Origin of the sequence: Pseudomonas sp. AF03-9 (assembly GCF_020515815.1) — a bacterium.
GTDB lineage: Bacteria > Pseudomonadota > Gammaproteobacteria > Pseudomonadales > Pseudomonadaceae > Aquipseudomonas.
On record NZ_JAHPJF010000016.1, the window covers coordinates 27,149 to 46,583 of the forward strand.

Here is a 19,435-nt window from a genome sequence, read left to right on the forward strand (position 1 = left end):
GCTCCTTACTTGGCCGCCATGCGCAAGGCACCGTCGAGACGGATCACCTCGCCATTGAGCATGCTGTTTTCAATGATGTGCCGCACCAACGCGGCGTATTCGGCCGGTTTGCCCAGGCGTGGCGGGAATGGCACGCCAGCGGCCAGGGAGTCGCGTACTTCCGGGGTCATGCCGGCCATCATCGGCGTTTCGAAGATGCCCGGTGCGATGGTCATCACACGGATGCCAAAGCGCGCCAGTTCGCGGGCGGCGGGCAGCGTCAGGCTGGCGATGGCGCCTTTGGAGGCAGAATACGCCGCCTGGCCGATCTGCCCGTCGAACGCGGCCACCGATGCGGTGTTGATGATCACGCCGCGCTCGCCGTCGGCATTCGCTTCGGTCTCGGCGATGGCCGCTGCTGCCAGGCGCAACAGGTTGAAGCTGCCGATCAGGTTGACATTGATCACCTGGGCAAAGCTGGCCAGGGCATGGGGGCCGTTCTTGCCGAGAATTTTCTCGCCACGCACCACACCGGCGCAGTTGACCAGGCCGTGCAAGCCACCAAACGCGGTCACGGCAGCCTGCACCGCGGCCTCGGCGGCCGCTTCCTGGCTGATGTCCGCCACGGCGGCGCGGGCGTTGTCCCCCAGTTGCTTGGCCTTGGCCGCGACGGCCTCGGCATTGAGGTCCACCAGCATGACTTTGGCGCCAGCGGCAACCAGCATCTCGGCCGTGGCCGCGCCAAGGCCCGAAGCACCGCCGCTGATCAGGAATACCTTGTTTTCAATCTGCATCATCGTGTCCTTAAAAGTGGATCAGGCAACCGCCGCTTTGGCGATCTCCTGGTTACGCAAGATAAAACGCTGCAACTTGCCGCTCGGGGTCTTGGGCAGGTCGCTGACAAATTCGATTTCCCGTGGATAGGCATGTGCGGCCAGGCGCTTGCGCACATGCTGGCGCAGTTCTTCGGCGAGCTCCGGGGTGGCGCGGTATTGGCTGTTGATCACCACGAAGGCCTTGACCAGTTCGGTGCGCTCCGGGTCCGGCTTGCCGACCACCGCCGCTTCGATCACAGCCGGGTGCTCGACCAGCGCGCTTTCCACATCGAACGGGCCAACGCGGTAACCGGAGGTGGTGATCACGTCGTCACTGCGCCCGACAAAGCTGATGCTGCCATTGGGGTTCAATTCCACGGTGTCGCCGCTCAGGTAGTACTTGCCGACAAACGCCTTGGTCTTCACGCCGTCATAGCCGCCGAACCAGCACATCGGCGACTGTTCGCGGTCGATGGCGAGGATGCCGGGCTGGCCGGCGGGCAACTCCTGATAATCATCGTCCAGCACCACGATACGGTGGCCCGGCGAGGCAAATCCGGCCGAGCCCACATGCACCGGGTGTTCCAGGCCATGGTGATTGCACAGCACCATGCCCAGTTCGGTCTGGCCATAGTGGTCGTGGATGGTCACGCCGAGTTGGTCGGCAAACCAGCGGATCACTTCCGGGTTGAGCGGCTCGCCGGCGCTGCTGACGATGCGCAGCTTGCCCTTGATTGCGCGCGCGAACTGCTCACCGCCGGCGATCAACAGGCGGTAGGCGGTGGGCGAGCCGGTCAGGTTGGTGATCCCGTATTTGTTGATCACCCGGCAGGTGCTTTCCAGGGTGAAGGGGCCATCGTAGAAGGTAATCGGGTGGCCCATGGACAGCGGCCCGGTCACGCCGAAATAGATACCGTAGGCCCAGCCCGGGTCGGCGACGTTCCAGAACGCGTCTTCGGGGCGCAGGTCCACGGCGTCGCGGGTGTAGCTCTGGAATGCCACGATGGCCTTGAGTGGCACAGACAACGCTTTGGATGGGCCGGTCGTGCCGGAGGTGAACATCAGCAGGAAGGGATCGTCCGCGCCCAGTAACACCGGTTCGCACACGTTGGAGTAGTTGGGCAATTCGGCCCAGAAACTGAAGTCGCCGCGCACCAGGCCTTCGCCCTTGGCGCCGCTGACCGTGACGATGGTCGGGCAGCCGTCGACTTCCGTCAGCTTGGGCCGGTTTACCGCATCGGTGACCACCAAGGCGGCGCCGGAGCTGTTCAGGCGGTGCTCGATGGCCTTGGGCCCGAAGGCAGTAAACAGAGGTTGATAGACCGCACCGATGCGCCACGTCGCGAACACCACCACCAGCAGTTCCGCCGTGCGGGGCAACAGCCCCGCCACCTTGTCGCCGCGCTTGACGCCCTGGGCCAGCAAAAAGTTGGCGAAGCGTGCGGCCTGGTCCTGCAAGTCGGTAAAGGTCGACGTAGCGCTGCGCCCGTCCTTGCCTTCCCAGAACAACGCGATGCGCCCCGGCAGTGCGTGGCGGTCGCAACATTCGACGCAGGCATTGAGGCCTTGCAGGTTGCCGGCGAGTGCGGCGTCAACGGTGTGCTGGTAGTCAAACCCGGTGGTGGCAGCCAAATAGTCACGCATCGCTTCAAATCCTTCTGCATTGTTATTTTAAGGACGTAAACCGTGGAAATAGTCGCTCCAGAGCGCTGCAGCAGCAATGGTCAAAGCTTTCAAGTTGGCTGACTGCTTTGGCCAATCATCGATCGCGCTGATCGACCGGTCAGCCCAAGCGATTGGACGGCCCTGGCGCAAGCTTCTAACCTGAGGGCCTGCGCCACCAAAGAAGTCCCCCTGCCGATGATCGTCCGTCCCAAGCCCAACTTGCTGGGTATCCTGTTCTCCCTCAAGGGTTCGATTGCCAAGCGCATTGCCTTGCGCAGCCTGCTGGTGACGCTGCTCGCGTCGGTGATCGTGCTGGTCGAGACGTGGCACCCGGCGTATTTCTCCAAGGTCAACGCCACGCCCTTCACTTTGCTGGGGTTGTCGTTGTCGATCTTCATGAGTTTTCGCAACAACGCCTGCTACGACCGTTGGTGGGAAGGTCGCAAGCAGTTGGGGCAGATGATCATTGATGTGCGCTCACTGATCCGTGAAACCCAAGTACTCGGCGATTCGCCAGAGCGCACCGGGTTGTTGCGCGGTTTGTGCGGTTTTGCCCATGGTTTGATCGCGCGTTTGCGCCACGAAGACGAAGCCCGGGCGATCACGCCCTGGATCGGCGTAGACGCAGCGCACCCGAACCTGCCCGACAATGTGCTGCAGCAACTCGGCGCGCGCTTTTCCCGACTGTGCGAGCAAGGCGTGATCAGCGAGTGGCGCTACACCCAACTGGAAACCCGACTGGTCAGCCTGAGCCAGGTGCAGGCGTCGTGCGAACGGATCAAGAGTACGCCGCTGCCCTTCCCCTACACGTTGTTGCTGCACCGCACCATCTACCTGTTCTGCATTTTGCTGCCGTTCGCCATGGCCGAGCCGCTGGGCTGGTTGACGCCAGTGTTCACCGCCATCGTCAGCTACACCTTCTTTGGCCTCGACGAAATTGGCGATGACCTCGAAGACCCGTTCGGCTTCGACGAAAACGACCTGCCGTGCAATGCCATCGTGCGCAACCTGGAGCGCGAACTGCGCGCCGCCCTCGGCGAAAGCGACTTGCCGCCCGCCCTGGAACCTGTGGAGTACGTGCTGACCTGATGCCGGTTTGACACTCGCGTTGGTCTGACCGAAGCTGACGGCTTTGTAATACTTTTCGGACGCCTGCATGTCTAAGTCACGCCGTTACGCCATCGTCGGCCTGTGCGCCCTGCTGTTTTTTGTATTGCTCGCCTGGTATTTCTCCCGCTCCACCCAGGTGGCCGTGCCGCCGGCGATTGCCCATGGTTATTCAAAAGCCCTTAAACAGGCGCATAACGGCGAGCCTGGCGCGGCCCGCGTGCTTTACCAGCAATTGGCGCGGCCGGACCTGTCGCCTGAACGGCGTGCCGCGCTGCACGCTGAACTGCCCAATTACCCCAGCCCGCAAGCCTTGAAACTGGCTGACAAGGACCTGGCCAGCGATTCCCCGCTGGTACGCGAGGCCGCGATCCACAGCATCGTCGGCCTGGTGCCCAGCGGCCAGCGCACACTGCTGCTTGGCCCGGCGCTGGACGACCCGCAGCAAAGCGTGCGCTTTGCCGCCGCCAATGCCCTGCTCGGCCTGTCGCCCGACACCCTGGGCCTGTACTTCGGCCCGTTGCAGCAAGTGCTGGACGAATTCGTCAAATACCTCAAGGCTCAGCCCGAATCTGCCGAGGGCTGGATTCAACTGGCGCGCCTGTACATCCACAGCGCCCTGCTGCCGGACGCGCAAAATGCCCTGGAGCAAGCCATGCGCTTGCAGCCCGACAACCTGCAAGCCGTGGTCGCACAGATCGAATTGCTGGATAAACAGGGCAAAAGTGAAGAGTCGCGCCAATTGCTGGCACGGCAACTGGCGGCGCACCCGGAATCTGCCTACCTGCAACACGCACTCGGCCTGTGGCTGCTGCACCATGGTGAGCGTGCCTATGCCCTGCTCGGCCTGTCCAAGGCGGTAGAGCTGGAGCCGGACAATCAGGATTACCGCTACGACCTGGCCACCACCCTGCACGCCCAGAACGAACTGGAAGCCGCGCAACGTCAGTTGGAAGAAATCGTCCAGCGTCACCCTGCCAATCGCAAGGCCCGTGTGCTGCTGGTCAACTATTGGAAGGAAAGCGGCCAACTGCAGAACGTACAGGTGTTGCTCGCCCAGCTCGAACAACAAAACCCGGACGATCCGGCCTTGCAGCAAGGCTTGTAGCCGCACTGCAAAAACTTGTAAAAACCCACGCAACTTGTACAAATATCAGAATCCGTTGAACGGTCACAGGCCACTACGGTCAAGTAAATATGGCGTGCCCAAGGCGGTGCGCTCCTCTATTTGTATGTGATCCGAGGGCAATTCTTGTCTACATCCAACGAGCTGTTCAGTGAAAAGGCGGCCATCGGCATCGAAGGTCTTGACGACATTCTTTGCGGTGGGCTCTCGCGTAGCCATCTGTTCCTGCTGGAAGGTGAACCCGGCACTGGTAAAACCACCGTCGCCCTGCATTTTTTGCAGGCCGGTGCGAAAAACGGCGAAACGTCTCTGTACATCACCTTGTCCGAAACCGAGCGCGAGTTGCGCCAGGGCGCCAAGTCCCACGGTTGGGACCTGGATGACAACATCAATATCTTCGAATTGACTCCACCCGAAAGCCTGCTCAACGCCGACCACCAGCAAAGCCTGCTGTACTCCTCCGACCTGGAGCTGGGCGAGGCCACCCGGCAGATCTTCGAGGTGGTCGAACGGGTCAAGCCGTCCCGCGTGGTCATCGACAGCCTGTCGGAGATCCGCCTGCTCGCGCAAAGCTCGCTGCGCTATCGCCGGCAGATCCTGGCGATCAAGCATTACTTCGTGCGCTATGACGCCACGGTGCTACTGCTGGACGACCTGACCACCGAATCCCTCGACAAGACCGTGCACAGCGTCGCCCACGGCGTGATCCGCCTGGAAGAACTGACGCCCAACTACGGCGCGGAACGGCGCCGGGTACGGGTGGTGAAGTACCGGGGGCAGAAATACCGCGGCGGCTTCCACGACTTCACCATCCTGCAGGACGGCGTGCATGTGTTCCCGCGCCTGGTCGCGGCCGAACACCGTGGCGGCTACAACCGCCAGACCCTGACCAGCGGCATCAAGGAGCTGGATTCGTTGCTCGGCGGCGGTATCGAGACCGGCTCCAGCAGCCTGATCCTCGGCCCGGCGGGTACGGGCAAGTCACTGATCTCGATGATCTTCGCGGCCGCTGCGGTGGCCCGTGGCGAGAAAGCCGCACTGTTTATCTTCGATGAAGAACTGGGGTTGTTGTTCGAGCGCATGAAAAACATGGGCATCGACCTCCAAGCGCTGCAAGCCACTGGCAACCTGCTGATTGAACAGGTCGACGCCGCCGAACTGTCCCCAGGCGAGTTCTCCCACCGGGTGCGCCGCGCCGTCGACGACAGCGGAATCAAGACCGTGGTGATCGACAGCATCAACGGCTACCAGGCCGCGATGCCGGAAGAGAACGCGCTGATCCTGCACATGCACGAGCTGCTGCTGTACCTCAACCGCCGTGGCGCAGCGACCTTCATGACCGTTGCGCAACACGGGCTGGTGGGCGACATGCAGGCGCCGGTGGACATCACTTACCTGGCCGACACCGTGATTTTGTTGCGCTACTTCGAAGCCATCGGTGAAGTGCGCCGCGCCATCTCGATCATCAAAAAGCGCACCGGCGCCCATGAATCCACGATCCGCGAATACCGCATCGGCAGTCGCGGCATGACCGTGGGCGAACCGCTGAACAACTTCCAGGGCGTGCTGCGGGGCATTCCGACGTACATGGGCGCCGGTTCGCCACTGCTAAAGGACCTGGGGTAGTGCCGGGCCTGTCACCCCTCTCCGAGCGCGCAATCATCCTTGCGCCAATGGGCCGCGACGGCTCGTTGGCGTTGATGATGCTCAACGAAGCCGGCTACGGCGGCATGGTGGCCAGCGACCTGGGCGCGCTGAGCGCGGCGCTGGAGCAAGGCGCCGGCCTGCTGATCATCGCCGCCGAAGCGCTGCGCGGTGTGGCGTTGGAGCCATTGTTGGAGTACCTGCAACAGCAACCGGCCTGGTCGGACTTGCCCATCGTGTTGCTGACGCACCACGGCGGCAAAGAGCAAATCGGCACCAGGCAACTGAGCGGCTTGCTCGGCAACGTGACGTTCCTGGAGCGACCGTTTCACCCGGTGACCCTGATCAGCCTGGTGAGTACTGCCTTGCGCGGCCGCCGCCGGCAATATGAAGCCCGTGATCGCCTGGTCGACCTGAGCGAAAGCGAGTCACGCCTGCAACGCACTCTGGAAACCCTCGAACAACAGGTGGAAGAACGCACCGCGCAGCTGCGCCACAACGAAGATGCGTTACGCCAGTCGCAGAAAATGGAAGCGGTCGGCCAACTGACGGGCGGCATCGCCCACGACTTCAACAACATGCTCACCGGCATCATCGGCAGCCTGGAGCTGCTGCGCCGGCGGGTGTCGCGGGGCAAGCTGGACGACCTGGACAGCCTGATCGATTTGGGCGTCACTTCTGCCAACCGCGCGGCTGGCCTGACCCATCGTCTATTAGCGTTTTCGCGGCGCCAATCCCTGGATTCCAAGCCCGTGGAAATCAACCGTTTGGTCACGGCCATGGGCGAGTTGCTGCAACGCAGCATCAACGAAAGCATCGCCCTGGATATGAGCCTCACCGATACACTATGGACCGCCGAAGCCGACCCCAACCAACTGGAGAGCGCCCTGCTCAACCTGGTGATCAACGCACGGGACGCTATGCCCAATGGCGGCAACCTCACTGTCGAAACCAGCAACCGCCACCTCGACAGCGTGTTCACTGCCGCTTACGGCACCTTGAAGCCCGGTGACTACGTGGAACTGAGCGTCAGCGACACGGGCTGTGGCATTCCCGAGAGCGTGATAGGACGGGTCTTCGATCCGTTCTTTACCACCAAGCCAATCGGTCAAGGCACAGGCCTGGGCCTGTCGATGATCTACGGGTTTGCCCGCCAATCCCATGGTCATGTGACGATCCATAGCGTGGTCGGCAAGGGCACCACCGTCAGCTTGTTCCTGCCGCGTTTTGTCGGTGAAATCATCGCGAACCAGACGGCTGATCCGACATTGCTGCCCCTGGCCGTTGCGGGCGAGACGGTGTTGATTGTCGAGGACGACCCGGCTGTGAGAGTACTGGTCAGCGCCGTGCTCAAGGAGTTGGGTTATGGCTTTGTCGAAGCGGGCGACGCTACCACAGCGGTACCGATCATTGAGTCCGATCAGCGTATTGACCTGCTGATCAGCGACGTCGGTTTGCCAGGGATGAACGGGCGCCAGTTGGCAGAGATCGGTCGGCAGCTGCGACCGGAGCTCAAAGTGCTGTTCATTACCGGTTATGCCGAGCATGCGGCGGTGAGAGGAGGTTTTCTTGATCCGGGCATGCAGCTGATCACCAAGCCGTTTACCTTTGATTTGTTGACAGCGAAGGTCCGGGAAATGATCAGAGGGTAAAACGGGGCCTGCCAGATCAGGCCCCGCGCCTTCCAATGCGCTTAATCGATTCGATCAAAGACCTCTCTTTTCATGGCGGCGTCCAACACTTGGGGCGGATGCCCGCCTTCGATCAGTTCGAATGTACCGTCCGGCTTTATATCAATACCTGAAGCAGTGACGATTACCGTTGACTGGGGTTGCCTGTTGATAATGTCCAGCAGCGGCTGTTGATCTGCGATGGTTTGCTTCAGAGAGCTTGCCAGCCCCTGCGCGCTACGCGCGTTGTCACCGCCGACGAAGATCACTTTGCCGCCATTGGCCAACGATGCATCCAATTGCTTCAACAGCGGCAGCATTGACGGGTCGGCTACGCCACCTTGCAGATGTATCAACGTACGTTTGTGATAGATCCCGTCCTTCAAATCGCTCAGCACTGCCAAGGCGGTGCAATCACTGATCCCTCGTGTGTACAACGTCGAGGTGGCATCCAGGGTGTGTGCTGATTCGGTGACCGGCACGTATATCCGCTCCGACACCGCTGGCGTGGTACTGCCCGGCAGCTGGCCGGTGTTCGGCGTGGACGTATCAAGACGGGTTTCGTACAACTGCTTGGTCGATTGTTCATCCACGCTCGCCTTGCTGGCCCAGCCTTCGTCATGGGTACTGACCCTGAATTCGAGCTTGTCACCGCTGGTACTGTAGGTCCGATAAGGGGTCGCCGGTTTTTTCTGGGTAAACAGTGCTTGCAGGCCATCACTCATGGATTTTTCGGTAGGAAATGTGACGAGACCCAGGTTTGGATCATAAAAAAAGAACTGTTTGCCTTCGCCGTCAAATTTTACGCCCGCCATCATCGAGTGGCCGGGGGAGTCGATCATCAGGGTGGTGGACGTTTCGGCGCGGCTCAGCTCGCCGATCAATTCATGATGTGATATCTGCCGCACGTTGTTGCCAGCATGGAACGTTGTCGGCGTAGTGACCTGTTTTTGTACGTCTTGCAGCGTTTTGGCAAACGTTATGGACGCTGGATGAGTAGGCTTCGCGGCCGCGAGGAACATATTTTCAATCAGCGTCTGAGCTTTACCCTGCTCAAGCGCAGAGGCCATGATTTTTGCCAGTGCAGCACATTGGCCTTGCGACAGCGAACTGACCTGACTGAGGTAAAACCGCTGCGGATTAGGGATGAAGTTCCCTCCCGTCGCCTCGATGATCGACTGAGCCTGCTTGACGCCACTGAACGCATGCTGCACGGCGAGGCGCTCCTGCTGTCGGACCAGGGCGCCAATCTGCGCCGCACTCAGTCCATCGGTGCTTGCCAATTTCATGACCTGCTCAGCGTTCAACTTGGAAGAAAAGCCCTTAACGGAAAAAGGGTCGCCACGGGTGTAGCCGCTGTTGTATTCAGCACTCGAAGTCCCGCTCTTGAACCTCTCTTTGAGCGCCTGGAATTCTTTCCGGATCCGTTTGGATTGCTCGGACAGCGGTACTGCGGCGCCTTGCCAGTTTTCCAGGAGCTCGTCACTGCTCCGTAGCGAAGGCGTAAAGTCATCCAGTGCCGCCCCAAAGGGTTGCCCCGAGATGGGGTCGTAGCCGTACCACTTGCCGTTGTGCAAAACGGCGGTACTCTCGGCAACTGCCCCATTAATCTTGTAAGTGCCCGTCGCCGCAGCGTCGAAATTGCGACTGGCCTTGAACACGTCATAGTGCCCCGCAGCGCCGCGGGCCTGATTCAACGCCGCCTTGACACGGGTTAAACCTGAGCGGCCCGCGGCCGCCACTGCATCTTCGACACCCGGTATCGGGCTTAACGCCCCAATTGCGCCGCGCCCGACAATTCGCCCCACACTCCAGGCCTTGGCTGTCGTGGAGCCTGCGGCATTCAGCACGCGCCCTGCCTGCCCAGCGGCGGACGCGCCCGCGAGAGCAAAGCCAAGCGTGTCGAAGAACAGGTCCTGAATACCTCCGTCTACATTGCCACGGCTGAAGTTGACAATGGCCGAGCGAAGCGGGATCAGGTTCAGCAGAAATTCACGAATCTTTCTAATCGGCGGCACTTCACCTTCAAACGTCGTCAAGCCTCTGCTTTCCCTGACAATCTTCTCGGACACCTGATCGTACATATTGTCCCGAACCAGTTGCGCGATACGAAAGGTCCGGCTGCTGTTGTATGTCTGGGGTACTGCATCCGTGGGCGCTCGCTGGGCAAAGCGTTGCTCGTCTTCGGCTTCGGTCGACACTTTTTCTATATAACGTCGATCTGCCGGAATGTCGGCGTAAGCCTTTACCTTGATCTTGTCATCATCGAGCGGCCTGGGGTGCAATTCGTACCGATATTGGAAGGCGCGATGACCAACCACGAAATCACTTTCAAGATCGGGCCGGCGAGTGATCTTGTGTTGATTGGGATTGACTTCGTAAATGTGCACTTGGCCTTCGTACTCGGCACGGACCAGCAGAGGTTTCAGCTCGTCCGGCTGGCCGCGCCGCCAATACGGTGGGGATGTTGATTGATGATGGATCAGTTCCTCACGATAGACCTCGACCTTGCCATATTCGAGGAACTTACGGTCCTCCAAGGGCAGGTTGGTCAGCAGATGCACAAGGGCGAAAAACTGGCTTATTTGCAGTTGGACCAAATGCGCCTGGACCTTCTCTTCGAACTGTTGGTTGAAGTTGGGCAGCGTCATGGTTTTCGCTTGATTGACGATGTTGGCTATCGGCACGCCTGAATCATTCGACTGCCACCGGGTAGCCACGTATCGAGGGGCGGTGGCGGCTCGGAATGAGTTTCTGGGAGGGATTACTAGAGTTGTATCGAGCAGCCTGCCCTCAATAACCAGGTCCACAATCGAATAGGGGCCAGGCAGATCGTTGTTGCGCGGCACTTGATAAATGCATTTTTTTTCGTAGTCGGTACCTTCACCAAAGTGTTCCTTTAGCCAATCCAGTGCGATCTGTTTACGACTCGGGATGTCGGCACGCTGGATAGCCGAAGCAGTGGTCAGCTCGCTTACGTGCTCATCGAAGGCCGCACGTATGCGCGAGAGTTCCTGGCTGGAGTAATTGTCAGAGGGGCTGGCAGAAATAATCCCCCTGCAGACGGCCCAGTCAATGATTGCGAGGTCCTGGGCATGCTGGGCAACCCTTTGATCCACTCGCGTGACCGGCTCAATATTGTCAAAGGCCATGACCTGGGCGTAGGTCATTGTCGCTACGCTGCCAGGCGCCTGAGCTTCGATACGCGCGACTGCCGTACACAGGCTGACCCAGCTATGGGAGCCGATCACCATCCCTGGCGGCATATCCCGGACCAGAAACTGTGGAGCCTTGCGGGCCAGTAACAGATGAGCCGCAGTGGGCGCCATGGCTTCGCTGGCACGATTGAGGGTCTTGAGATGCTCAGTCAATCCAGCAACGACCGTTGACGGCGATTTGCCCCAGGAGCGGCTATCGTTCAGTTCGAATCCGGCCACCCGGTTGCGCGGTGGCGGTTGCACGGCCCCCAGGACGCTCTCTCGGTCGAGCGAGGCTTGCAGCCCCGCCAGGAGCCAATCGTTATCGCTGCCGGGCGTGGAAACTGCGCCCGCCTTGGAACGCAGCCCACGCCCGAACTCTTGGGCGGCCGGCGAGTTGAGCAAGGCGTTAATGACGCGCGCTGGATCGCCGGCCTCGGCGCTGCTCAATTGCAACTTCGATGTCAGCAAGCCAAACAGCCCACCCTCATCGGGCAGCTCCAGTGTTTGCACGGGGTGGTAGTAGGCCCCAAGCAACTGTTCATGAGACAACGGTTGCGACCAGGACAACGCTCCGCCGTAATTACCAAACGGTTGCGTGGGGAGTGCGGGGCGCTGTGCGTAACTCACCAGGTTACGCAGTTCGCCGAGGCTGGTTGGCAGGTTCCAGCCATGGTCTTGAATAAACCGCTTGAGACTCACCATTTCCCCAGCTTCAAGAGTGTTCAACTGCGCGTAAGCAGAGCCCGGCTCGACCTTCATGAGGCAGATCTGGAGGAGATTGGCGATACGCTCGTTGGACTGTTGAGCCAACTGCTCCTTCGTCATTCCCGGAGGGTTCAGGCGTACCTGTTCCTTGTATAACGCAAGTTGTTCTCTGAGGCCCGCATACACCGCCTGCGTAAAATGCTCTTTGTTTTTACTGTCTGGGGCGATAACCGCTGTGGAGCTTACGCGTTCAGCTTGGGCCTGCAAGGATGTGCCAACCGGAGTCTCAACGGTGCGCTTGGCACGCGAAGCGATGGCGTTTTCCGATGCAGGCATCGCTTGCGGCTGGGCGACGGGCGCAGGCGCGGTCTCTGGCTGGCGTGGCGGGACCGTGAAACGTGCAGCAGGGGGATAATTGGCGATAACCATTCAAGTTTCCTTCGTCAGTTAAGCGCATCGAGCCTTCAGAAGCTGAAGGCACAAATGTCTGAACTGAGTGAAGGGAACTAAGGCCGTGATTCCGCTACCTGTCGCGAGAAAGCATGACCGGGTGTATCAGAAGAAATACATCACGCCAGTAAGCGCTGGATGTGTTCGTGTAGGGTATCCAGGTCAAACGGCTTGGCCAGGATCGGTGCGTTGCGCGTAATCGGGCTGTTGCAGTCGAGAATTTCCTGCGGGTAACCGCTGATAAAGATGACCTTCAATTCCGGGCGCAACCTGATCGCCGGCTCGGCGATCTGCACCCCGGAAATCCCGCCGGGCAGACGATAGTCAGTCACCATCAGGTCCAGGTGTGGTTTGCTCGCAAGGATCTCGAACGCCTGCTCCCCATCGATCGCCTTCAACACTCGATAGCCGAGGCCGGCCAGATATTCGCCCAGCACGAACATAATCGATTCGTCGTCTTCGACGATCAGTACAACATCTTGTGCATCTTCACTCATGGGAAGCCTTTGTCCGGTCAATTGCTGCTGTTACGACCATGGGGTCACGCAGAAGGTTGCGTCGAGGTGACGATTGATTTCATGCCGACGCCTCGAGGGGCAGGCACACCCGGAACAGGGCGCCCTCGCCTATCTGGCTCTCGACCTCGATGGTGCCGCCATGGGCCGCAACGATCTGCTCGGAAATAAACAAGCCCAGGCCCAGGCCCGCCGCGACATGGCTGGCCGAGACGCGCTCGAATTGCTGGAAAATCCGCTTCTGGTTGTCGGCACTGATGCCGATGCCTCGGTCACGTACTTCCACCCGCGCTTCGCCGTGCTCGCTGTACACGCGCACATCCACCGGGCTTTTGGCCCCGTAGCGCAACGCGTTGGTCAGCAGGTTGCTGACCACCTGCTCGATGCGGAACTCATCCCACAGGCCCTCGACCGGCGCCTCGGCGACCAGGTGCATCGAGGAGTTGGCCGCCGCCACTTGTGGGGCGAAGTTCTCGACCAGATTGCGCACCAGTTGCGTCAGGTCAAACCGTGCCGGGCGGATCGACAGCTTGCCGGTGCGGATACGCGACACGTCGAGCATGTCTTCGATCAGGCGGATCAAGCTCTGGATCTGGCGCTCATCGCGGTCGACCATGGCGTGCATCTTGTCCAGGGTGAACGCCGCGGCGTTGTCCCGGGCCAGGTGCATCTTGCGCAGCTGGGTTTCGAGGATCAGCCCGTTGAGGGGCGTGCGCACTTCGTGGGCGACAATCGACATGAAGTCGTCACGCATGCGCACGGCCTGCTCCAGCTCGGCCTGGGTGGCCTGCAAGCGCGTGAGCAGCAGCTCCTGCTCACGGCGGCTGCGTTCCAGGGCTTCGACCTGCTGCTTCATCGCCTTGCTCTGGCGATACAGGTCGACGAACACATTGACCTTGCTCTTGACCGCGTGAATATCCAGCGGCTTGTGCAGGAAGTCGACGGCCCCGCTTTCATAGCCCTTGAACGCGTAGTTCAGCTCGCGCCCGGCAGCGCTGACAAACACGATAGGGATGTTTTTGGTCTTTTCGGTGCCGCGCATCAACTCGGCGAGCTCGAAGCCATTCATGCCGGGCATCTGGACATCGAGGATCGCCATGGCGAACTCGTGTTCCAGTAACAGCGACAAGGCCTCGTCGGCGCTCAATGCCTTGTAGACCTGGCGATCCTCGCGCTTGATCAGCGCTTCAAGGGCCAACAGGTTTTCCGGCAGATCGTCGACGATCAGCAATTTGGCCTGGACAGTACTTAACATGGGGAATATTCCAGGGAAGCCAGCAATGAACCGATGCGGCTCAAAGTAAGAATGTGGTCAGGTGCGTGCAGCGCCAGGGCCGCCAGGGGCATCACGGCAATGCGTGCCTCCTTGGGGTCCTGCACGATGGTGGTACCACCCGATTGCTTGACGTGGGCCAGGCCGCGCGCGCCATCCTGGTTGGCGCCGGTCAGCAGGATCGCCAGCAGGCCGGCGCCATAGGCATCGGCGGCCGAGGCGAACAGGTAGTCGATGGCCGGGCGGGAATGATGCACGCGGTCTTCCTGGCTCAGGGACAGGCTGCGGTCGTTTTCTACCGACAGGTGATAACCAGGCCCGGCAAAAAACAACGTACCGGCCTCGATCAATTCCTTGTCCCGTGCTTCGCGCACCGGGATGCGCAGGCGTCGGGCAAAGACCTCGGCCAACTGGCTGCGGCGCTCGTCCGGCAGGTGCAGTACGGCAATGATCGGCAAGCCAAAGCCTGCGGGCAGCTCAGCAAAAATACCCAGCAACGCCTCGACGCCGCCGGCGGAAGCGCCGACAACGATGGCTTCAATCCCGTGAATCGGGTTGGCTGCTGCGTCATTCATGATTTTCGGTAGATCCGTTCTTGCTTGACCAGCGGTTCGAATTGCTTGCTGTAGGCGGAGAAATCCAGGGTTTCTTTGCTGCCCAGCACCAGGAAGCCGCGATGGCACAGCGACTCATGGAATAATCCAAACGCACGATCCTGCAATTTTTTATTGAAATAAATCAATACGTTACGACACGAAATTAATTGAGTTTCCGAGAATACGCTATCGGTTGCCAAGCTGTGGTCGGCGAAGGTCACGTTCTCGCGCAATGTCTTGTCGAAGATCGCGTAATCGTAAGCCGCGGTGTAGTAGTCGGCAAATGAACGTTGCCCACCGGCCTGCTGATAATTGGCGGTGTAGGCCCGCACGTTTTCCAGGGAGAAGATCCCCTGCTTGGCTTTGTCCAGGGACGCCGGGTTGATGTCCGTGGCGTAGATGATCGTGCGTTCGAGCAAACCCTCCTCGCGCAGCAGGATGGCCATGGAGTACACCTCCTCCCCCGTGCTGCAGCCGGCGATCCAGATCTTGATCGACGGGTAGGTCTTGAGCAGCGGCACGACTTCCTGGCGGATCGCCAGAAAGTGCGAGGGGTCGCGAAACATCTCGCTCACCGGGATCGTCAGGAATTGCAGCAACTGCATGAACGCGGCCGGGTCGTGCAGCACTCGCTCCTGCAAGGCGGAGATCGTCGCGCAGTCGAATTGGCGCAGGGCGTGGGCCACACGGCGTTTTACCGACGCACCGGAGTAGTCGCGAAAGTCGTAGCTGTACTTGAGGTAAATCGCCTCGATCAGCAGGCGCAGCTCAATATCGCTGCTTTTTTCCAAAAAACTTCGCTCCACTTAAATGCGTTCCATCTTCGGTAGCCAGACGCGGATCAATGAGAACAGGCGGTCCAGATCAATCGGCTTGGCCAGGTAGTCATTGGAACCCGCCGCGAGGCAACGCTCCTGATCGTCCTTCATGGCCTTGGCCGTTACGGCAATGATCGGCAGCTTTTTCCAGCGCGGGTCCTGGCGGATCAGGGCCGTGGCCTCGTAACCGTCCATCTCCGGCATCATCACGTCCATCAGCACCAGGTCGATGTCCTCGACTTCATTGAGTTTGTCGATGGCTTCGTAGCCGTTACGCCCGATCACCACCACCGCGCCTTTGTGCTCCAGGGCGCTGGTCAGGGCGAAGATGTTGCGCACATCGTCATCCACCAGCAGGATTTTGCGCCCCTCGAAGACCTTGTCGCGACTGCGGGCGGTCTTGAGCATCTTCTGACGGTCATGGGACAACTGGGATTCGACTTTGTGCAGAAAGAGTGTGACTTCGTCGAGCAGGCGCTCCGGCGAGCGGGCGCCCTTGATGATGATCGAGCGCGAATACTTGCGCAGTTCGGCCTCTTCATCGCGGGTCAGGTTGCGCCCGGTATAGACAATGACCGGCGGGAACGAGCAGATGTCCTCGGTGGCCATGCGCTTGAGCAGTTCGTTGCCAAGCATGTCCGGCAGCTTGAGGTCGATGATCATGCAGTCGTAGACGTTGGTGCGCAGCAGGTCGAGGGCGGCCTGGGCGTAGCCGACGTCGGTGATCTCGATGTCATCGTCGCCGATCAGGCGGGCAATGCTGTCACGTTGCAGGTCATCGTCCTCCACCAGCAGCACGCGCTTGACCTTCTGGGTCAACTTGGCTTCCAGGCGCGCAAACACGTCCTTGAGCTCTTCGCGGGTGGTGGGTTTGACCGCGTAGCCGATGGCCCCCATGTGCATGGCGGCTTCGACGCGGTCTTCCACGGAAATCACGTGCACCGGGATGTGGCGTGTGTTGGCGTGTTCCTTGAGGCGTTGCAGCACGGTGAGCCCGGAATGGTCCGGCAGGCGCATGTCCAGCAGGATTGCGTCGGGCAGATACTCTTCGGCGAGGTTGTAGCCCTCGTCCGCACCATGGGCCACCAGGCACTGATAACCGAGCTCGTGGGCCAGATCGAACAGGATGCGCGCAAAGTTCGGCTCGTCTTCCACCACCAAGATGCAGCGTGTGGCGAACGGTGCTTTGTCACGGTCGTCGGCGAAGCGTGGGATCAATGTGGCATCGGCCACCGGCAGCGGCGAGACCTTCACCGGCGCCGGCGCCGGTGCCGGCACTACCACGACTTGGCGCGGAGCTTCGATGGGGGCGGCGTCTTCCCCGCGCTCCACATATTGCTCCGGCAGCACCAGGGTGAACACGCTGCCCTCGCCCGGCACGCTGGTGACGCTGATGTAGCCGCCGAGCAGGGTCGCCAGGTCGCGGGAAATCGACAGGCCCAGCCCGGTGCCGCCGTAACGGCGGTTGGTGGTGCCGTCGGCCTGGCGGAAGGCTTCGAAGATGCTTTCCTGTTGGTCCGGCGCAATCCCGATCCCCGAATCGCGCACGGTAAAGGCGATGCCCTCTCCTGGCACGCCGGACACCGACAGGCTCACCTCGCCCTGTTCGGTGAACTTGACCGCGTTGGATAGCAGGTTCTTGAGGATCTGTTCCAGACGCTGGCGGTCGGTGAACAGCATCGCGGGGGCATCGTCCTGTATATCGACCTGGAAGCCCAGCTTGCGGTCCGCCGCCAGGGGCTCGAACATGCCGCGCAGGCCGTCGACCAGGCGGGCGACGCTGGAAGTCTCCGGACGCACTTCCAGTTTGCCGGCCTCGACCTTGGAAATATCAAGGATGTCGTTGATCAGGTTGAGCAGGTCATTGCCGGCGGAATAGATCGATTCGGCGAACTTGACCTGCTCGGCGCTGAGGTTTTCCTGCGGGTTTTCCGCGAGCAGTTTGGCCAGGATCAACGAGCTGTTCAGCGGTGTGCGCAGCTCGTGGGACATATTGGCGAGGAATTCGGACTTGTACTTGCTCGAGCGCGTCAACTCGTCGGCGCGGTCTTCCAGTTCGAGTTGAGCCTGGCTCAACTCGGCGTTCTTGCGATCCAACGCATCGCGCTGGTCTGCAAGCACCTGGGTCTGCTCGGCCAGTTGCTCGTTGGTCTGTTCCAGCTCGGCCTGCTGGATTTCCAGGTGGGTCTGGGACTCCTTGAGGATGCGCGACTGTTCTTCGAGCTCTTCGTTGGCGGTCTTGAGCTCTTCCTGCTGCACTTGCAGCTCTTCGTTGAGTTGCTGGGTCTCGGCCAGCACTTCCTGCAAACGTTGGCGATAACGTGCGGCTTCGATGGACGTACCGATGTTGCCGGCGATCAGTTCCAGCAGCTCGACGTCACGTTCTTCCAGCGGGCGCAGGAAACCCAGCTCGACCACGCCATTGACACGGTCGTCGTCGCTGGTGGGCATGACCAGAACGCTACGGGTCGGGCCTTCGCCCAGGCCGGAGCTGACCTTGAAGTAATCCACCGGCACATCATCCAAGCGAATCAGGCGATCAAGCTGGGCAGCTTGCCCAACGATGCCTTCGTCGCTGTAGATCGCCTGTTCCAGTTGCTCCTGCTCGCGGGAAAAACCATAGGTGGCCACACGCTTGAGGCCGCCGTGTTCTTCGCGGACATACAGCGCGGCGACAACCGAGCCCATGTATTGGGCAAAAAATTGCAGGATATTGCGGCCCAGCATGTTCAGCGTCAGTTGGCCGAGCACTTGCTCTGCCAGCTCGGTCTGGCCGTTACGCAGCCAGGCTTGCTGCTCCAGACGCCGTGCGATCTTCTGTTGAGACGCGAGGTTTGCGGCGTAACTGGTTGACAAGGAAAGTAAATTCTTCCTGCCAACGTAGGCTAGAAACCCGCTCAAGCCGAGTACGAACGCCAGGTACAGCGTGACGCTGATCACCGTGGCGCGGGTGACTTGTTCGTTGCGCGAGAGCCGGAACTGCTGCTCCATTGCCACCGCGTCGTCGTATTCCTTGCGGATCTCATCGGTCAGGCGCTTGCCCCGACCGGCCTTGACCGCGCTGCGGTAGTCACCGGAGTGGCGCTGCATATCAATCATCGATTGAGCGTAATTGTTCCACTCGCTTTGCAGGGCTTCGAGGCGCTTGAGGCGGTCGAGTTGCTGCGGGTTGTCCGCCACCAGTTCCTGCAAGTTGCGCAAGTCGGCAATGATGCGCGGCTTGGCGACCTCATAGGGGTCGAGGAAGTGCTCGTCACCCGTGATCAAGAAACCGCGCATGCCGGTTTCCAGGTCAACCGTGAGTTTTGACGATTCATTGAGGTTGTTGATCACCCGATCGGTGTGTTCAACCCACTGGATTACCGACAAGAGATAGGTAATCAAGCACACGAAAAACACCGCACTGAGCACGCCCACACCCAATGGCAGTGCCACATTTCGGCTCAGGAGAGTACGGAAGCTCTTTTCATCGACAGACGTCGCGGGAGTCATAGGCATGCCTTGGCCGAGTGGGGAAAAACCGGGAGTTTGCCCCAAAGGTGGGCGAGAGGCCATGTTTGCCCGTCGTTTTTACTCGAATGCCTTACCACGCGCTTACGGGTAGCCACACAGTCTTAAACGAAATTTCGGTCCTCTTGCAGGAACGCTCACCTCATTTCGGGCAACCCATGGCATGCCGAACCGATAAAAGTGTGCCTCGCCGGCACCTCTCCTCCCTTCGCAGGTACGCCCAAATGATAATAGGCTTGCTCCCGTACGGAATTTCCAGCGCTTACGACAGTTTCTATTGCGCGCCCGTCACCGTGACCGAAGGGCAAGATCCCCCGGACGCCGATGCGTTGCCCAACGCTCAGCATTCACAACCTGTCACT

The 19,435-nt window shown here is 60.3% G+C and carries 12 protein-coding genes; 4 read left to right on the forward strand and 8 right to left on the reverse strand.

Going from position 1 to position 19,435, the window contains the following annotated elements; all coding sequences use genetic code 11:
- Positions 1 to 5 precede the first annotated feature (5 nt).
- Both LIY36_RS20035 and LIY36_RS20040 read right to left on the reverse strand, forming a co-directional pair.
- A complete protein-coding gene (locus tag LIY36_RS20035) occupies positions 6 to 773 on the reverse strand; it encodes an SDR family NAD(P)-dependent oxidoreductase (RefSeq protein ID WP_192300054.1) in 768 nt (255 codons plus the stop codon).
- 21 nt (positions 774 to 794) lie between these two features.
- A complete protein-coding gene (locus LIY36_RS20040; protein WP_226456796.1) occupies positions 795 to 2,438 on the reverse strand; it encodes an AMP-binding protein in 1,644 nt (547 codons plus the stop codon).
- Positions 2,439 to 2,654: 216 nt separating this feature from the next.
- On the opposite strand from LIY36_RS20040, the gene LIY36_RS20045 reads away from it, so the two are divergent.
- From LIY36_RS20045 to LIY36_RS20060, 4 genes are all read left to right on the forward strand, one after another.
- Positions 2,655 to 3,548: a bestrophin family protein gene (locus LIY36_RS20045; protein ID WP_226456798.1), complete on the forward strand. Its 894-nt coding sequence runs from the start codon at positions 2,655 to 2,657 to the stop codon at positions 3,546 to 3,548.
- A gap of 67 nt (positions 3,549 to 3,615) precedes the next feature.
- Positions 3,616 to 4,674 (forward strand): tetratricopeptide repeat protein, encoded by a 1,059-nt coding sequence (locus tag LIY36_RS20050; RefSeq protein ID WP_226456799.1) that lies wholly within the window; start codon positions 3,616 to 3,618, stop codon positions 4,672 to 4,674.
- A gap of 144 nt (positions 4,675 to 4,818) precedes the next feature.
- Positions 4,819 to 6,318, forward strand: a complete 1,500-nt coding sequence (locus LIY36_RS20055) for an ATPase domain-containing protein (RefSeq protein WP_226456800.1) — start codon at positions 4,819 to 4,821, stop codon at positions 6,316 to 6,318.
- Positions 6,318 to 7,988 (forward strand): ATP-binding protein, encoded by a 1,671-nt coding sequence (locus LIY36_RS20060; RefSeq protein WP_226456801.1) that lies wholly within the window; start codon positions 6,318 to 6,320, stop codon positions 7,986 to 7,988. Before LIY36_RS20055 ends, LIY36_RS20060 begins: the two co-directional genes overlap by 1 nt.
- Positions 7,989 to 8,029: 41 nt before the next feature.
- Here LIY36_RS20060 and LIY36_RS20065 read toward each other — a convergent pair whose 3' ends face one another.
- The 6 genes from LIY36_RS20065 to LIY36_RS20090 form a co-directional block, all read right to left on the reverse strand.
- Entirely contained in the window at positions 8,030 to 12,340 is a 4,311-nt protein-coding gene (locus tag LIY36_RS20065) for a hypothetical protein (RefSeq protein ID WP_226456803.1), read from the reverse strand.
- 140 nt (positions 12,341 to 12,480) lie between these two features.
- Positions 12,481 to 12,858, reverse strand: coding sequence for a response regulator (locus tag LIY36_RS20070; protein ID WP_192300047.1), 378 nt, complete (start codon positions 12,856 to 12,858; stop codon positions 12,481 to 12,483).
- Positions 12,859 to 12,937: 79 nt separating this feature from the next.
- The gene (locus LIY36_RS20075; RefSeq protein ID WP_226456804.1) at positions 12,938 to 14,131 is read right to left on the reverse strand and encodes a hybrid sensor histidine kinase/response regulator; all 1,194 of its coding nucleotides are present in this window, start codon (positions 14,129 to 14,131) and stop codon (positions 12,938 to 12,940) included.
- Entirely contained in the window at positions 14,125 to 14,724 is a 600-nt protein-coding gene (locus tag LIY36_RS20080; RefSeq protein WP_192300045.1) for a chemotaxis protein CheB, read from the reverse strand. The genes LIY36_RS20075 and LIY36_RS20080 overlap by 7 nt, the downstream gene beginning before the upstream one ends.
- Positions 14,721 to 15,551: a CheR family methyltransferase gene (locus tag LIY36_RS20085; protein WP_370694898.1), complete on the reverse strand. Its 831-nt coding sequence runs from the start codon at positions 15,549 to 15,551 to the stop codon at positions 14,721 to 14,723. The genes LIY36_RS20080 and LIY36_RS20085 overlap by 4 nt, the downstream gene beginning before the upstream one ends.
- Positions 15,552 to 19,055, reverse strand: coding sequence for a response regulator (locus LIY36_RS20090; protein WP_226456806.1), 3,504 nt, complete (start codon positions 19,053 to 19,055; stop codon positions 15,552 to 15,554).
- Positions 19,056 to 19,435 lie beyond the last annotated feature (380 nt).